General features: G+C 63.4%; 11 protein-coding genes. 6 read left to right on the top strand and 5 right to left on the bottom strand.

Translation table 11 applies throughout. The features are described from left to right. Positions 1-287: 287 nt before the first annotated feature. Genes F8R15_RS00335 through F8R15_RS00320 form a run of 4 tightly spaced genes read left to right on the top strand, consistent with a single transcriptional unit; the run spans position 288 to position 6961 of the window. A complete protein-coding gene (locus F8R15_RS00335) occupies positions 288-2003 on the top strand; it encodes an efflux RND transporter periplasmic adaptor subunit (RefSeq protein ID WP_152842809.1) in 1716 nt (571 codons plus the stop codon). Position 2004: 1 nt separating this feature from the next. Continuing rightward, positions 2005-4155 carry a hypothetical protein gene (locus F8R15_RS00330; RefSeq protein ID WP_152842807.1) on the top strand — a complete coding sequence of 717 codons (2151 nt, stop codon included), beginning with the start codon at positions 2005-2007 and terminating at the stop codon, positions 4153-4155. Continuing rightward, positions 4148-6142: a preprotein translocase subunit SecA gene (locus F8R15_RS00325; protein ID WP_152842805.1), complete on the top strand. Its 1995-nt coding sequence runs from the start codon at positions 4148-4150 to the stop codon at positions 6140-6142. The genes F8R15_RS00330 and F8R15_RS00325 overlap by 8 nt, the downstream gene beginning before the upstream one ends. Before the next feature lie 12 nt (positions 6143-6154). After that, positions 6155-6961 (top strand): efflux RND transporter periplasmic adaptor subunit, encoded by an 807-nt coding sequence (locus F8R15_RS00320; protein ID WP_078603883.1) that lies wholly within the window; start codon positions 6155-6157, stop codon positions 6959-6961. Positions 6962-7015: 54 nt separating this feature from the next. Here the strand turns inward: F8R15_RS00320 and F8R15_RS00315 are convergent, their stop codons facing one another. The 5 genes from F8R15_RS00315 to F8R15_RS00295 all read right to left on the bottom strand — a co-directional run bounded on the left by F8R15_RS00315 (position 7016) and on the right by F8R15_RS00295 (position 12115). After that, entirely contained in the window at positions 7016-7291 is a 276-nt protein-coding gene (locus F8R15_RS00315; RefSeq protein ID WP_143593777.1) for a hypothetical protein, read from the bottom strand. Between the two features lie 268 nt (positions 7292-7559). After that, on the bottom strand, positions 7560-8471 hold the full coding sequence (locus tag F8R15_RS00310) for a glycoside hydrolase family 26 protein (protein ID WP_152842803.1): 912 nt from the start codon (positions 8469-8471) through the stop codon (positions 7560-7562). A 32-nt stretch (positions 8472-8503) separates the two neighbouring features. After that, complete coding sequence (locus F8R15_RS00305) at positions 8504-10213, bottom strand: glycosyltransferase (RefSeq protein WP_253732334.1); 1710 nt, start codon at positions 10211-10213, stop codon at positions 8504-8506. 101 nt (positions 10214-10314) lie between these two features. Next, positions 10315-11367: a UDP-glucuronic acid decarboxylase family protein gene (locus F8R15_RS00300; RefSeq protein WP_152842799.1), complete on the bottom strand. Its 1053-nt coding sequence runs from the start codon at positions 11365-11367 to the stop codon at positions 10315-10317. A gap of 316 nt (positions 11368-11683) precedes the next feature. Continuing rightward, positions 11684-12115: an autoinducer binding domain-containing protein gene (locus F8R15_RS00295; RefSeq protein ID WP_078539643.1), complete on the bottom strand. Its 432-nt coding sequence runs from the start codon at positions 12113-12115 to the stop codon at positions 11684-11686. A 126-nt stretch (positions 12116-12241) separates the two neighbouring features. On the opposite strand from F8R15_RS00295, the gene F8R15_RS00290 reads away from it, so the two are divergent. Further along, positions 12242-12817: a response regulator transcription factor gene (locus tag F8R15_RS00290; RefSeq protein WP_168173940.1), complete on the top strand. Its 576-nt coding sequence runs from the start codon at positions 12242-12244 to the stop codon at positions 12815-12817. Positions 12818-12890: 73 nt separating this feature from the next. Beyond that, positions 12891-13556: an acyl-homoserine-lactone synthase gene (locus F8R15_RS00285; protein ID WP_078599396.1), complete on the top strand. Its 666-nt coding sequence runs from the start codon at positions 12891-12893 to the stop codon at positions 13554-13556. The last annotated feature ends 28 nt before the right edge of the window (positions 13557-13584 follow it).

The raw sequence follows: 13584 nt of genomic DNA, 5'->3' as shown, positions 1-13584 counted from the left end.
CGCAGAGGCCAATGCGTTCAACTGCCACGTTTTTTCTTGATTGAATCCAGAACTGCTCGTTTACTTTGCGTAAGGGAGCAAGTTTGGCCGTTCAATCGGCACTTTCAGGGACATAAGCGGACACGGGAAGGGTGCTGGGGAGCACCCTCGAGGGAGCAATTTTGCAGCAACATGCAGGGACAACGTCTGGCGAGGCGACGGGCTCGGTATTTCTGGATTCCGAGACGCTCGGCAGACTGAAAGCAGGGACAGACCGCGCGCAGGTATCGCAGGCTTGGTTGGCCGCGATGGCCCGACAGGTGACAGGTCTGGAACAAGGGTTGGTGGTGTTGGCCGGGATCGGGCGCAGTCGGTTCGAGCCTGCCGCGGTCTGGCCAGAGAATGCGAAACCGAAACGCGAACTCATGGCAGCCATCGACGGCGCGATCCATGCCGAGCGCATGGTGATCGAGACGCTGAGCGAAGGCGGCGCGGCCATCGCGGTGCCGATCCGCATGGAGGGCCATCTGCGCGGTGCGGCGGCGATCCAGATCGGCTCGCATCCGGAGGCGCGCACCGACCTTGCGATCGATCAGCTGCAATGGGGCTCGGGCTGGCTCGAGGCGTTTTTGCGCCGCAAGCAGGGCGGCTCGGGCGACAGCCTCGCCTCGGTGATCGAACTGCTCGCGACCAGCCTGCATTACGATCGCTTCACCGAAGCGGCGACCGCGGTGGCCTCTGAACTTGCGGGCGTTCTCAATTGCGAACTGGTCGCGATCGGTCTGACCCGTGGGCGTCACGCGCGGGTGCGGGCGCTGTCGAATTCCGCAAGCTTCGGTAAGCGGTCCAACCTCGTGCGCGCCATCGAGGCCGCGATGGACGAGGCGATCGACCAGCAGGCGGTGCTGAGCTATCCGCCGCCCGAGGACGGCTCGGAACGGGTGCTGCGCGCCCATGCGGCCTTGTCGGAAACCGAAGGTGGGGCGACGCTCTGCACGGTGCCGCTGACCGAGGACAAGAAGCTGGTCGGCGCGCTGGTGCTGGAACGCCCGGCGGGCGAGCCGTTCGGGCGCGACACGATCCAGATGGCGGAATATGCGGGCGTGCTGCTCGGTCCCGTTCTCGCGATCAAGCGGCGCGAGGACCGCTGGCTGCCCGCAAAGACATGGGATGCGAGCGTCAATACGTTCAAGGCGCTGTTCGGCCCCAATCATGCGGCGCTGAAACTGGCCGCGATTGCGCTGGTGGCTCTGCTGGCCTTCGCTTGGTTCGCCAAGGGCATGTATCGCGTGACCGCCGATGCGACCGTCGAAGGCCGCATCCAGCGCGCGATCTCGGCCCCCATTGAGGGCTATCTGGCCGAGGCCGATGCGCGCGCGGGCGATATCGTGAAGGCGGGCGAGGTGATGGCCAAGCTCGACGACCGCGACCTGCGGCTCGAGCGGCTGAAATGGGAAAGCCAGAAGTCCAAGCAGACCCGCGAATATTCGCAAGCCATGGCCAAGCGCGAACGCGCCAAGGCGCTGATCCTTCAAAGTCAGATCGAACAGGCGGATGCGCAGATCGAACTGCTCGATCAGGAGATCGGGCGGATGGTGATCAAGGCGCCCTTCGACGGGGTCGTGGTCTCGGGCGATCTGACGCAGGCGCTGGGAGCGCCGATCGAGCGCGGTGACGTGCTGTTCCAGGTCGCCCCGCTCGATGACTACCGCGTGATGCTGCGTGTGGACGAGCGCGACGTGAAGGATGTGAAAGCGGGCGAGAGCGGCGCGCTCATTCTGGCCTCGCTGCCCGACACCCCGATCGAAGTGCAGGTCGACCGGATCACGCCGATCTCCAATGCCGAAGCGGGGGCGAACAAGTTCCTCGTCGAAGCTTCCGTCACCGACGGGCCGATCGATGCGCTGCGTCCGGGCATGGAGGGGGTCGCCAAGATCGAGGTCGAGGAACACCGCCTCGTCTGGATCTGGACCCGGCGGATCGTTCTCTGGGTGCGCATGACGCTCTGGTCCTGGTGGCCGTGACATGGCCACCTCGCTCTTCTCTCCGTCCTGGTATCGGGTGAAGGATCTCAAACCGCGCCTGCGTAGACATGTCGCGATCCATCGGCACGATTATCGCGGGCGCGTCTGGTTCGTGGTTCAGGACATCGCGACGGGGCGCTTCCATCGCATCTCGCCGGCTGCGTGGCGGCTGGTCGGGCTGATGAACGGCAAGCGCACGATGGACGAGCTGTGGAACACCACCAACGAGCAGCTTGGCGAGAAGGCCCCCACGCAGGACGAGGCGATCCGGCTGATGGGGCAGTTGCACGCGGCCGACGCGCTAATCTGCGACGTGCCGCCCGACGGGCGCGAGCTGTTCCGCCGCTATCAGCGCCACCAGTCGATGCAGATCAAGCAGAAGATCTGGTCGCCGCTAGCGATCCGCATCCCGATCTGGGACCCGGACGCTTTCCTGACCCGTACCATGCCCTTCGTGCGGCCCTTCTTCACCCGCACCTTCGCGGTGATCTGGGTGCTGGTCGTGCTCGCGGGCTTCATCTTCGCCGCGATCAATTTCGGCGCGATCACCGACAATATCGCGGACCGGGTGCTGACGCCGAAGAACCTCTTCGTGCTGTGGCTGGTCTATCCGGTGGTGAAGGCGTTTCACGAATTGGGCCACGGCTACGCGGTGAAGAAGAACGGCGGCGAAGTCCATGAGATCGGGATCATGCTGCTGGTTCTGGTGCCGGTGCCTTATGTCGATGCCTCCGCGGCCTCGGCGTTGCGTGACAAGTATCAGCGGATGCTGGTCGGTGGCATCGGGATCATGGTGGAGTTGTTCCTCGCTTCGATCGCGCTCTTCGTCTGGCTCAATGCCGAGACCGGCGCGGCCCATGCGGTCGCCTATAACGTGATGCTGATCGGCGGCGTCTCTACGCTTTTGTTCAACGGCAACCCGCTCTTGCGCTTCGACGGTTATTACGTCTTCGCCGATTGGCTGGAAATTCCCAATCTCGGGCAGCGCGCCAATCGCTACTATGCCTATCTCGCGCAGAAATACCTCTTCGGGATGAAGGAGGCGGAGCCCGTCACCTCGCTGCCCGCCGAGAAGCGCTGGTTCCTGTTCTACGGGATCGCCGCCTTCATCTATCGCCTCTTCATCATGTTCGCGATCATCACCTATATCGCCGGCCGCTTCTTCTTCATCGGCGTGCTGCTGGCGGCTTGGGCGATCACGACGCAGATCCTCGTGCCCATAGGCAAATCCATGTCCTTTCTGTCTTCCAGCCCGAAACTCCGCTCCAACAGGCCGCGTGCGGTCCTTGTGACAAGCGCGATCCTTGCCGCGCTCTTCGTGATCCTGTTCGTCCTGCCCGCGCCGTATCGATCCGTCGTCAGCGGCGTCACATGGCCCTCCGAGCAGGCGCAGGTGCGCGTCGGCACCAGCGGCTTCGTGACTGAGGTGCCTGTCGCGACCTATGACGCGGTGCAGCCGGGCGAGGTGATGATCAAGCTCGAAGATCCGCTGCTCAGCGCGCGGCTCGATGTGCTGGACTCGCAACTGGCGGGTCTGGAGTTGCAGCGTCAGGCGGCGGTGCGCACCGACCGGGTCGAGGCCGAGATGATCGCGGCGGAGATTTCCGCGACCCGCGAGGACCGTAACCGGCTCGCCCAGCAGCTTGACGAATTGTCGATCCGCGCGCCGCGCGCGGGGCTCGCCGTGGTGCCCAATGGCGAGGATCTGCAGGGAAGGTTCGCCAAGCGCGGGCAGGTGATCTCCTACGTTCTGACCGAGGAAGACACGGCGGCCTTGCGCGTCGTGGTCGGTCAGGACGATGTCGATCTGGTGCGCAACGCGACGGGCCGCGTCGATGTGATGCCGGTCGAGTATGGCGGGCAGAGCTATCCCGCGACCATCGTGCGCGAAGTGCCCGGCGGGATCCGCGACCTGCCGACGCCCGCGCTGGGGCTGCAGGGCGGCGGCACCGTTCCGGTCGATCCGGGCGACACCAAGGGGCTGCGCACGCTGCAACGGGTCTTCGAGTTCGAACTGGAAATGGCCCCCGATGCGGCGCTGCCGCTTTTGGGGCGGCGCGTCGAGGTGCGCTTCTCACATGGCACTTTGCCGATCGGATTTCAGGCCTATCGCGCGCTGCGCCAGCTGTTCCTGAGGCTCTACGATGTCTGAGGTGCTCGTCCAACGCCCCGGTCTGCTGACCGCCTTCTATCCCGAGCGCGAGGATGAACGCCTCGGCACGCTCGACCGGGTGATGGCGAGCGCCGTGGGGCGGGTATCGCAATTTTTCTCGATCAAATCGGTGGCAGGCGCGGGCTTTTTGCGCCATGTCGCGAAGGAGGAGAAGGCGCTGGCGAAGCTGGAGGCGCATGCCTTCAACGCGGCCCGCGTCGAGGTCGCGCAGAAGCTGCGGGTGAAGGGGCTGCGCGCCGATCTGGTGGCCCGCGCCTTCGCGCTGGTGCGCATCCAGTCCGAACGCTCGCTGCAGATGAGCCCCTTCGACGTGCAGCTTCTGGGCGGGCGCGCGATGCTGCGGGGCCGGATTGCCGAGATGGATACCGGCGAGGGCAAGACCCTGACCGCCACGCTGCCTGCCGCGATCATGGCGCTCTCGGGCGTGCCGGTTCATATCGTGACGGTGAACGATTTCCTTGCCGCGCGCGACGCGGAATGGATGGGGCCTCTCTATCGGGCTTTGGGTCTCAGTGTCGGCGTGATCATCGAAGGGCTGAACCCCGAGGAACGGCAGGCGGCCTATGCCTGCGATATTTGTTACTGCACGAACAAGCAGTTGGCCTTCGATTACCTCAAGGACCGGCTGGTGCTGGAGGGCGAGACCCGCGCGCTGCATATGGCGCTGGAAGGGCTTTCGAAAACCGATCCGAAGCGCCAGCGGCTGCTGATGCGCGGGCTGTGCTACGCGATCGTGGACGAGGCGGATAGCGTGCTGGTCGACGAGGCGCGCACGCCGCTGATCATCACTCGCGCGGGCGATCATTCGGGGCTGGAGCAGACCTATCAGCGCGCCGTCGAGATCGGGCGCAAACTGACCCGGCCGCGCGATTTCACGGTGCGCGAGAAGGAATGGAAGGTCGAGCTGACCGATCTGGGCAAGGCGCGGCTGCGCCAGCTCAGCGCGCATTTCGGTGGCGTTTGGGCGACCGAGATTCACCGCGAGGAACTGGCGCGGCAGGCGCTCTCGGCGCTGCACCTTTACCATCGCGACAAGCATTACATCGTCGATGAGGCGGGCGTGCAGATCGTCGACGAATATACCGGTCGCGTGATGTCCGACCGTTCGTGGGAGCGCGGGCTGCACCAGATGATCGAGGTGAAGGAAGGCTGCGAGATCACGGGGCGGCAAGAAACGCTGATCCGGATTTCTTACCAACGCTTCTTCCGCCGCTACCTGACGCTGGCGGGCATGACCGGGACCGCGGCGGAGGTGTCAGGCGAGCTGCGCGCGGTCTACCGTTTGCGCACGAAGCGCATCCCGACGAACCGCCGCTTGCGCCGCAAGAACCTCGGTGAGCGCCATTACGCGACTGCCGATCAGAAATGGCGCGCCGTGCTGGCCGAGGCCAAGCGCGTCCATATGACGGGCCGTCCGATCCTGATCGGCACGCAATCCATCGCCGCCTCGGAAGAGATCAGCGCGCTCCTGACCGAAGAGGGGCTGACGCATCGCGTGCTCAACGCGCGCGAGACCGAGCACGAGGCCCATATCATCGCCGAAGCGGGCGGTCATGGGCGGATCACTGTCGCGACCAACATGGCCGGGCGCGGCACCGATATCCGCATCGACCAACAGATGCGCGACCTCGGGGGGCTGCATGTCATCGCGACCGGCCGCCACGACGCGCGCCGCATCGACCGCCAGCTGTTCGGGCGCTGCGGACGGCAGGGCGATCCGGGGAGTTTCCTCACCTTCGTCTCGCTCGACGACGATCTGCTGCGGGTCTTCTACGGCACCCGGCTTTCCGGTCTGACCCGCATGTTTTCAAACGGGAAGGGACGCGTGCCGTGGTTGATCGGCGCGCCCGTGACCCGGCTCGCGCAGCGCGCGACCGAAGCGCGCCATTCCGGCGTGCGCAAGGCGCTTCTGCGCGCCGACGACAATCTCGAAGACCTGCTCGCCTTCAGCGGCAGGGGCAACTGAAAGGGACCACCCATGCGGCTTACTTCCATCACCCTCCTTCTCGCCCTCGGTCCCGGCGCGGCGCTCGCGCAGGATCAGGAGCGCTTCGATTGCCTGATCGACCCGGGGCAGGTGCTCGAGATCGGCTCGGCGGTGGACGGGGTGATCGATCAGGTCTTCGTCTCGCGCGGGGATACCGTGAAGAAGGGCGACCCGATCGCGAAGCTGGAATCCAAGGCCGAAGAGGCGCAGCTGACCTATGCCAAGGAGCGTGCACAGGACGAGGGGCCGATCGACATCGCGCGTTCCAAAGTGGCGCTGCTGCAAAAGGCCGCCGACCGCGCGACCGAGATGGGTAAGCGCAACGTGATGGCCGATGCGCAGGTGCAGGAGGCCCAGACCAATGCCGAAGTGGCCCAGTTGGAGCTGCGCTCGGCCCAAATGGACCAACATTTGGCGAAGCTCGATCTGCAAAGGGTGGAGGCGCAGCTGGCGCGGCGTGAGATCCGCTCGCCGATCGACGGGCTGGTGATCACGCGGATGATGGGGCCGGGCGAATATGTCTATTCGCAAGCGCCGATCGCGCAGCTCGCGCAGATCGACCCGCTGCATGTCGAGGTCTTCCTGCCGACGTCGATGTATGACCGCGTCAAGAAGGATCAGGTGTTGAAGGTCTATCCCGCAGCACCCGTGGGCGGCGAATACGACGCGACGGTGAGCGTCGTCGACAAGGTCTTCGATGCGGCGTCGGACACGTTCGGAGTGCGCCTCGCGCTGCCCAATCCCGAGGGCAAGCTGCCCGCCGGGATCGACTGCACCGTGGGTTTCCCCGCCGAATGAGCGTGACGTGGCCCGGTCGCGGCAGGGCCATCACTTAAAGCGCAGGGGCGGCGTTCAGCGCTGGAAGCAGCTTGCTTTCTTGCCGAAACCGGCGGGCGAGCAAATCCATTTGCCCTTGCCGATGAACCGGGTCTGCACGACGCGCGGCGTGGCTTGCGCTTTGCTGGTGCGACCGGCGAGCCAGTCAAATTTTGCGCCGCCCTGACCGGCGGTGCTTTTGGCGGAAACACGGATTGGTTTGAGGTCCAGCATGCCAGCTTGTTGCGCATGGGCGCTGCTCAGCGGGGCTGCAAAGATCAGGCCGGCCACGACAAGGCGGGCCGCTTTCACGGATAAAAACGTCATCGGAACTGTAATCCTGTCTGCTCACGTTGCGGTCTGACCCCTCCCGTCTGCGCGGAAGAGGGCCGATTGCGTCCTCGTGCCAGCAGGATTGGTCGATCTCAGCCTACGGGTCAAGTTGGTAGGTGACGTGGCGGGAAGCAGGCGGATTTGTGGCGAAATGCAAAGAGGCTGCGCGAGAGAAATTCCCGCGCAGCTTCAATGTCTTGTCTAGCAGTGGTGTTGTAGGCGAAAAATCGCCACTACCTATGGTGGCTCAGGTCAGAACTTGGTTCTTGATTCGCCAATCCGGCGCGCCGAAGCCTTCGGGCCACGGGTAAACCTCGCGCTGGTTGAAGTAGCTGACACCGACGAGGCTCGGATAGTCCGGCAATTCCTGACGGACGCGCTCGCGCCACATCGAGACATAGGACTGGTTTCCGACATAGCCGAGCTCGGCCACTGCCACCGGTTTGCCATAGGTTGCAGCCCGCGCGTAGCGGGGCGCGAAGATGTCGTCGAAGGTCTGATCGCGCCCGAACTTGGCCTGGTCCCAAGCCTGCAGCCCGAAGACCGTGAGGCCCACGATATCGGCGTAATCGTCACCCGGGTAATAGTCGCCCATGTTCTCGTCGCCCAGCGGCGACCACATCAGGTTGATCTTCGGCGCCCGGTCGCGGGCGACGTCGGTCATCCGGCGATAGGCCGCGATGTAGTCGTCGGGGTTCCAGTCCGACCAGATGAACTGGCCGGATTTGTCGTCCATCTCATGGGCGAAGCGTAGCGTGACCGGGCTTTGCAGCGTCGCCAGCACATCGGCTACCGCGATCATGTTTGCGTCGTATTCGCCCCGCTCGATGCCGCGGCGCAGATATTGCGCGGTGTTGCGCTCCGAGCGCGACCATGTCCAGGGCTCCAGTGTCACCAGAAGCGCGCGGTTTCGTTCGAGCGCGTAGCTGTCGGCGTCGTTCAGCGAGGGAAGGAAAACGTCCTCCCAGGGCAGGAACAGGTGCTCGATCACCACGCCTGAAAGATCCGCAAAATCACCATCGGGATCATAGACCCCGAACGGCAAGGAGCCGGGCGGCACGCTGACATCCGCAGCGAACGCCGGCCGCGCCGATACTGTCAGTCCCAACGCCGCGGCACCGGCCATCATCTCGCGACGGGTCATCAAATCATTAGCCATGTCAGTCTCCTCCTTTTCAGTGCGAAACCCCGTCACTTCCAGCTCGGTTTGACGTGGAACTTCGCTTGTCCCGGAGCGCCCATGCCGGCCCCCGAGACGATGTATTCGACCTTTGCGAGCTGAACCGATTTCAGCCCGATCATGAGCGCGTAGACGCTTTCGCCGCCGCGGAGCCAAAGGGCTCCGAAGCTGAGCGAGACGATGACGCTCAGTGTGCCCATCTGAACCGCCATATCGCGCGGCCAGCCGCGCCAATCGATCTGAACGCGGCGCGCGCGCGCGCCGAAGATCACACTCAGCAAGACGAAATAGAACGCGGCGTTGAACATGGAGAGGAGGTAAAACCCGCGCGCCTCGATGACGTCGTCGATCAAGAGAACTGGCAGCAAGGCCCCGAGGGCCAGGCCACCGTAAACGGCGATGATCCGCTCCGGCAGCATCGTCGAGGCGGCTTCGCCTTTCGGCGTGATCCGGAAATCGACGAATTTTCCCGACAGCCTGTCATAGACGGCCATGACGCATCCCCAGAGCACCCAAGGCCATTGCATCATCACGAACAGTGCTTTCTCCCACGCGATAATCTTGGCGTCGCGCGGACGGAAGAACTGATCGCGCCGCAGCATGAAGGCGAATATCAGCGTCACCGTGCCTGCGGGCAGCACATGTCCGACAAAGGCGGGATAGGTCACGTCGGCAAAGCGCATGTCGAAGCTGATGGCGATGATCGGGGCGACATACATCATCGACATCGAGAGCGCGAAGAAGACATACCAGCTTTGGCAGAGCACGAAGAGGAACTTCAGCCGCCACGGCATCTTGCCGACATAGTCCGGCATGTAGCGCAGCAGCAGGCTCAGCAGCGAGCGCGACCACTGGAACTCCTGCGTGATGAGATCGGTCACGGTCGCCGGGCCGTCGCCGATCGCAATCGCGTCGATCGCGTGAACGCCCCGCCAGCCGGCCGCGTTCATCAGGAGCGTGGTCGAGTGATCCTCGGCAAGCTCGGGACCAAGACCGCCAGCTTCCTTCAGCGCGGAGGTGCGCACAGCGTAATGAGAGCCGATGCACATCGGCGCGAATACTGCAGTGTAGCCCGCTTGAAAAACTCCGTGGAAGGCCGCTTCGAAATAAAGCCGCGTGCGCGCGGCCCAGCTTTCCTTGGCATTGGACGCACAGATCGACGGCGCACTGACATAGCCCACCGCATCATCGGCGAAGGGGCGCAGCATCTCGCGCAGGTATCCCGATTGCGGGACGTGGTCGGCGTCCAGCTGGCTTACGATGTCATAATCGCGATAGCCCCAATGGTCGTAGAAATAGGCGAGGTTTCCTTCCTTGCAGCGCGTCCGGCGCGGCCATTCCTGCCGATGGTAGTCCGCGATGCCGTGGCGGCTGGAGATCTTCACGCCGTGGATCTTGCACCATGCGCGCGTCTCGGGCGAGGGCGCCTCGTCGGCGAGCCAAGTGTCATGCGGATAGTCCTGCGCGAGCATCGCCTCCAATGTCCGACGAACGACCGAAAAAGGTTCGGACGGAGTTTTCGTCGTGATCATCGCGACGCGCCACCGACCCGGCTCCGGAAGGGGCGAGGAGGGGCGGACCGCCTGCAGGAAGATCACGAAGAAGTAGATCTGCATTGCCAGAAGCCAGATCAGCACACCCGTGAGTATTAGGTAAGGAACCGTCGCAAGGATATGCGACGGTGTCAGCCACCAGCTCCAGAAATAGACCGTCGCGAGCATCCACAGCGCAAACAGCACCCGATAGCGCAGTGCCTGCCTCGGTGTGAGGATGGGCGCGAGGTGTCCGGCCTCGATCGCAGCGCGTATGTCGGGGCGCTGGATCATTCGGCGGCCGTTGCGGTTATCGGGGCGGTTGCGGTTTCAACGCCCGCTATCTCCGCCCGGAAATAGGCGATGGTCGGCACGAGGCCGCTGCGCAGCGCGATCTCCGGACGCCAGCCCAGCCGGGTCTCGGCGCGGGTGATGTCGGGGCAGCGTTGCATCGGATCGTCGAGCGGCAGATCCGAGACGACGAGCGGCGCGTGGCTCTCGCACATGTCGCGCACGATATGGGCCAGCTCGGCGACGGTATATTCGCCCGGATTGCCCAGATTGACCGGATCGTGGCCGACCGTCTCGCTTTCCATCAGCGCGACCAGCCCGCTGATCAGATCATCGACATAGCACAGCGAGCGCGTCTGCGTGCCACCGCCGTAGAGTTGGAGCGGCGCGCCACGGATCGCCCGCGTGACGAAATTCGAGATCACGCGCCCATCCTCGGGGTCCATACGGGGCCCGTAGGTGTTGAAAATCCGTGCGATGCGGGTGTCGATGCCGCGAATGGCCTGAAGGTCGTGGAAAAGCGTCTCCGCCGCGCGCTTGCCCTCGTCGTAGCAGGCGCGGGGGCCGGTGGTGTTCACCCGACCGCGATAATCTTCGCGCTGGGGCGAGATGTCCGGGTCGCCATAGACCTCGGAGGTCGAGGCCTGCAGGATGCGTGCGCCGGTCCGCTCGGCCAGGCTGAGAAGGTTCATCGACCCCGCGACGCAGGTCTGGAACGTGTGCAGCGGATCGAGCTGATATTTCGGCGGCGAGGCCGCGCAGGCGAGATTGTAGATCCGGTCGAGCTCGCCATGCATCTGCAGCGGCGCGATGACGTCATGCCTGAGGAAGGTGAAATCGGGATGTTCCATGAGATGGGCGATATTCTTTGTCCGCCCGGTCAGCAGGTTGTCGATGCAGATCACCGAGTGACCGGCCTCGATCAGCCGGTCGCACAGATGCGATCCCAGAAAACCAGCCCCTCCGGCAACGAGACAGCGCAACTGCCCCTTATGCCGGCGCGGCGGCGCCCAAGAGATATCTTGCGTCTCGAAACGTGGCAGATGCGTCATGTTCTCCCCCCCACAGAAGAACGGCAACGACTGCCCAGTCCGGTTTGAGGTCAACTTAATCGCTCTGGGCCGGACCAGGCCTGTCGATCCCGATTACAGATATTTCAAAAGGGTAGGGGGCGATTTTCGGGCCGATCAAGCGAAAGCAAAGCATTTCGACCGAAATTCGGAAGGCCGAAAAAAATCGACCTTCCGATAGATGAAGTTTGCACGCTAAGGTTGAGTGGGGCGCTGCCGGTTCGACTTCTCGTCTTCGCGCCTATCCCTTGATTCGACTTGGACAATCGAGCCGAGAGAAGGGAAAAAGCGCCTTTTCTCAGAGGTCCGACAGGCCCGCCGTCAGGTTGTGCAGGCGCCGGGTCTTCTCAAGCAGGTCTTGCGCTTCGTCCTCGGAGAAGGGGGCGCTGGATCGTGTGAACCCCGAAATCGAGCGCGAGCCGTTCTCCAGCACTGCGCAGGTCAGGCCATTATAAAGTCCGTGGGATTTCGCACCTTTCAGAACCCCCTTGGGGTCATCGAGATCGTCCCACCGCACGATACCCACATGCTGCAAGCCCCACAGGACGACAGGGTCGTCCATCATCATGCCCTTTTCGCTATATTCGTCGATCCATGGCTCGGGATATGTGCGATAAAGGATGTTCGGGCGAGTGAAGCGGATATGCAGGGCAAATGCGAAACCAGTGTCGCAGGTTTGCCCGAGGTCCTCTAGCAGGCTGGCGATTTCCTTGCGGTTTGCTGTTTCCATCACGGGAATTCGTCTTTAGGTTGTTGGTACAAGGCTGCAGCGACGCGTGCGACGGTAGGCTGCGACCGCAGTGAGTGCAAGTGAATTGACCATCAGAATATGGAACTGAGGGATTGCGAAAAGCGATTGAATGAAATCGCCCCGGCCGGGTTTTACCTCGCGCTCAGGGTTGGATATGCATTTCCCGAAGCCGAACTCAACCGTCTGAACAGTGACTGGGTCGACATGTACACCCAGCACGGTCTGGTCGTGCAGGACCCTTCGATGCACTGGGTCTACCACAATGTCGGGTATGTGCGCTGGGTCGACCTGAAGGACGATCCCCGAGACGTCGTCGGCATGGCTCGACGGATGGGGCTGACCTACGCCGCCACGATCTCTTACAACACGCCGAGCGATGCCGGGCGCCGCAGCCACGCGGTCCTGTTCCGGTCGGATCGCGATTTCACCGATGCCGAGCTTCATGAAGCTTTCGATATGCTCAAGGCCTTGCATGTCGACGCCTCGCAACGCTCGCTCACGGATGCCGAAATCGAGGCGATCCGCTTCCGCGCCGACGGGCTCTTGATCAAACAGATCGCCGCGGAACTCGCAATTTCCGAAAGCGGCGTGAAAGCGCGGCTGTCTTCTGCGAGCCGAAAACTGGGGGCGCGAAATGCGATTGAAATGCTCGCAATCGCGACTTCAAGGCGACTGATCTAGGTTTATACAACCTAAAAGAGTGAATTTTTCACAAATTCGTGGTTTCGATGGAGCTATCCAGAAGGAGGCTCCAATGCAAAACTGCACTTTCGAATTTTCGCAACTTCACCGCTTCGGCACCGCTTTTTACGACTTCCTGCGCCTGCGCAAGGAGGTCTTCGTCGACACGCTCGGTTGGGACGTGCCGCATAATGACGAAGTAGAAATGGACCAATACGATACGCCCTTGGCGCATTACTCGCTCGTGCTGAAAGACGGGCAGGTGGTGGGCGGGGCAAGGGTCATGTCGACCGCGGCGATCTGGGGCGGCAATACCTACATGCTGCGCGACGCGCATCTGGGGAAGTTGCCGCATATCCCGCCGGAAATCCTGCCGACCGAAATCGCGAGCGAGAGGGTCTGGGAATGCACGCGGCTGGTGATTTCCGACGCGCTCACCACGCAGGCGGAACGCTCGACCTGTCTGCGGCTCATCGTCGACGGGCTGGTGGAGCGCGCCAGGGAACGCGGTGCGGACGAGTTGATCTGCCTCTCCTCGCTCGCCCTGATGCGCGCGCTGCGCCAGCTTGGCTACGATGTGAGCCGGATGGGCCCGACCTATCGCAACGACGAGGATGGGCGCCAATACGCGGCGCTGCGGATGCCTGCGGAATACTCCACGCAGCGGCGTCGCGAAATGGCCGAAGCCTGTGTGATCGCAGCTCAGTCGGCCCCGCGCCAGTTGCATACTGCCGCCTGATCTAGGGCAGCCTGTTCCGGGGCCGCCT

Origin of the sequence: Thioclava sp. JE_KL1 (assembly GCF_009296265.1) — a bacterium.
GTDB lineage: Bacteria > Pseudomonadota > Alphaproteobacteria > Rhodobacterales > Rhodobacteraceae > Thioclava.
Note: the sequence above shows the minus strand (reverse complement) of the source record. Positions and strands in the feature narration are given on the sequence as shown.

Excerpts from the sequence above, each read along its gene's own strand:
- F8R15_RS00320 (WP_078603883.1), top strand. The coding sequence starts at position 6,155 with ATGCGGCTTACTTCCATCACCCTCCTTCTCGCCCTCGGTCCCGGCGCG.
- F8R15_RS00325 (WP_152842805.1), top strand. The coding sequence starts at position 4,148 with ATGTCTGAGGTGCTCGTCCAACGCCCCGGTCTGCTGACCGCCTTCTAT.
- F8R15_RS00295 (WP_078539643.1), bottom strand. The coding sequence starts at position 12,115 with ATGGAAACAGCAAACCGCAAGGAAATCGCCAGCCTGCTAGAGGACCTC.
- F8R15_RS00305 (WP_253732334.1), bottom strand. The coding sequence starts at position 10,213 with ATGCTCGCGACGGTCTATTTCTGGAGCTGGTGGCTGACACCGTCGCAT.
- F8R15_RS00310 (WP_152842803.1), bottom strand. The coding sequence starts at position 8,471 with ATGGCTAATGATTTGATGACCCGTCGCGAGATGATGGCCGGTGCCGCG.
- F8R15_RS00285 (WP_078599396.1), top strand. The coding sequence starts at position 12,891 with ATGCAAAACTGCACTTTCGAATTTTCGCAACTTCACCGCTTCGGCACC.
- F8R15_RS00330 (WP_152842807.1), top strand. The coding sequence starts at position 2,005 with ATGGCCACCTCGCTCTTCTCTCCGTCCTGGTATCGGGTGAAGGATCTC.
- F8R15_RS00335 (WP_152842809.1), top strand. The coding sequence starts at position 288 with ATGGCCCGACAGGTGACAGGTCTGGAACAAGGGTTGGTGGTGTTGGCC.
- F8R15_RS00300 (WP_152842799.1), bottom strand. The coding sequence starts at position 11,367 with ATGACGCATCTGCCACGTTTCGAGACGCAAGATATCTCTTGGGCGCCG.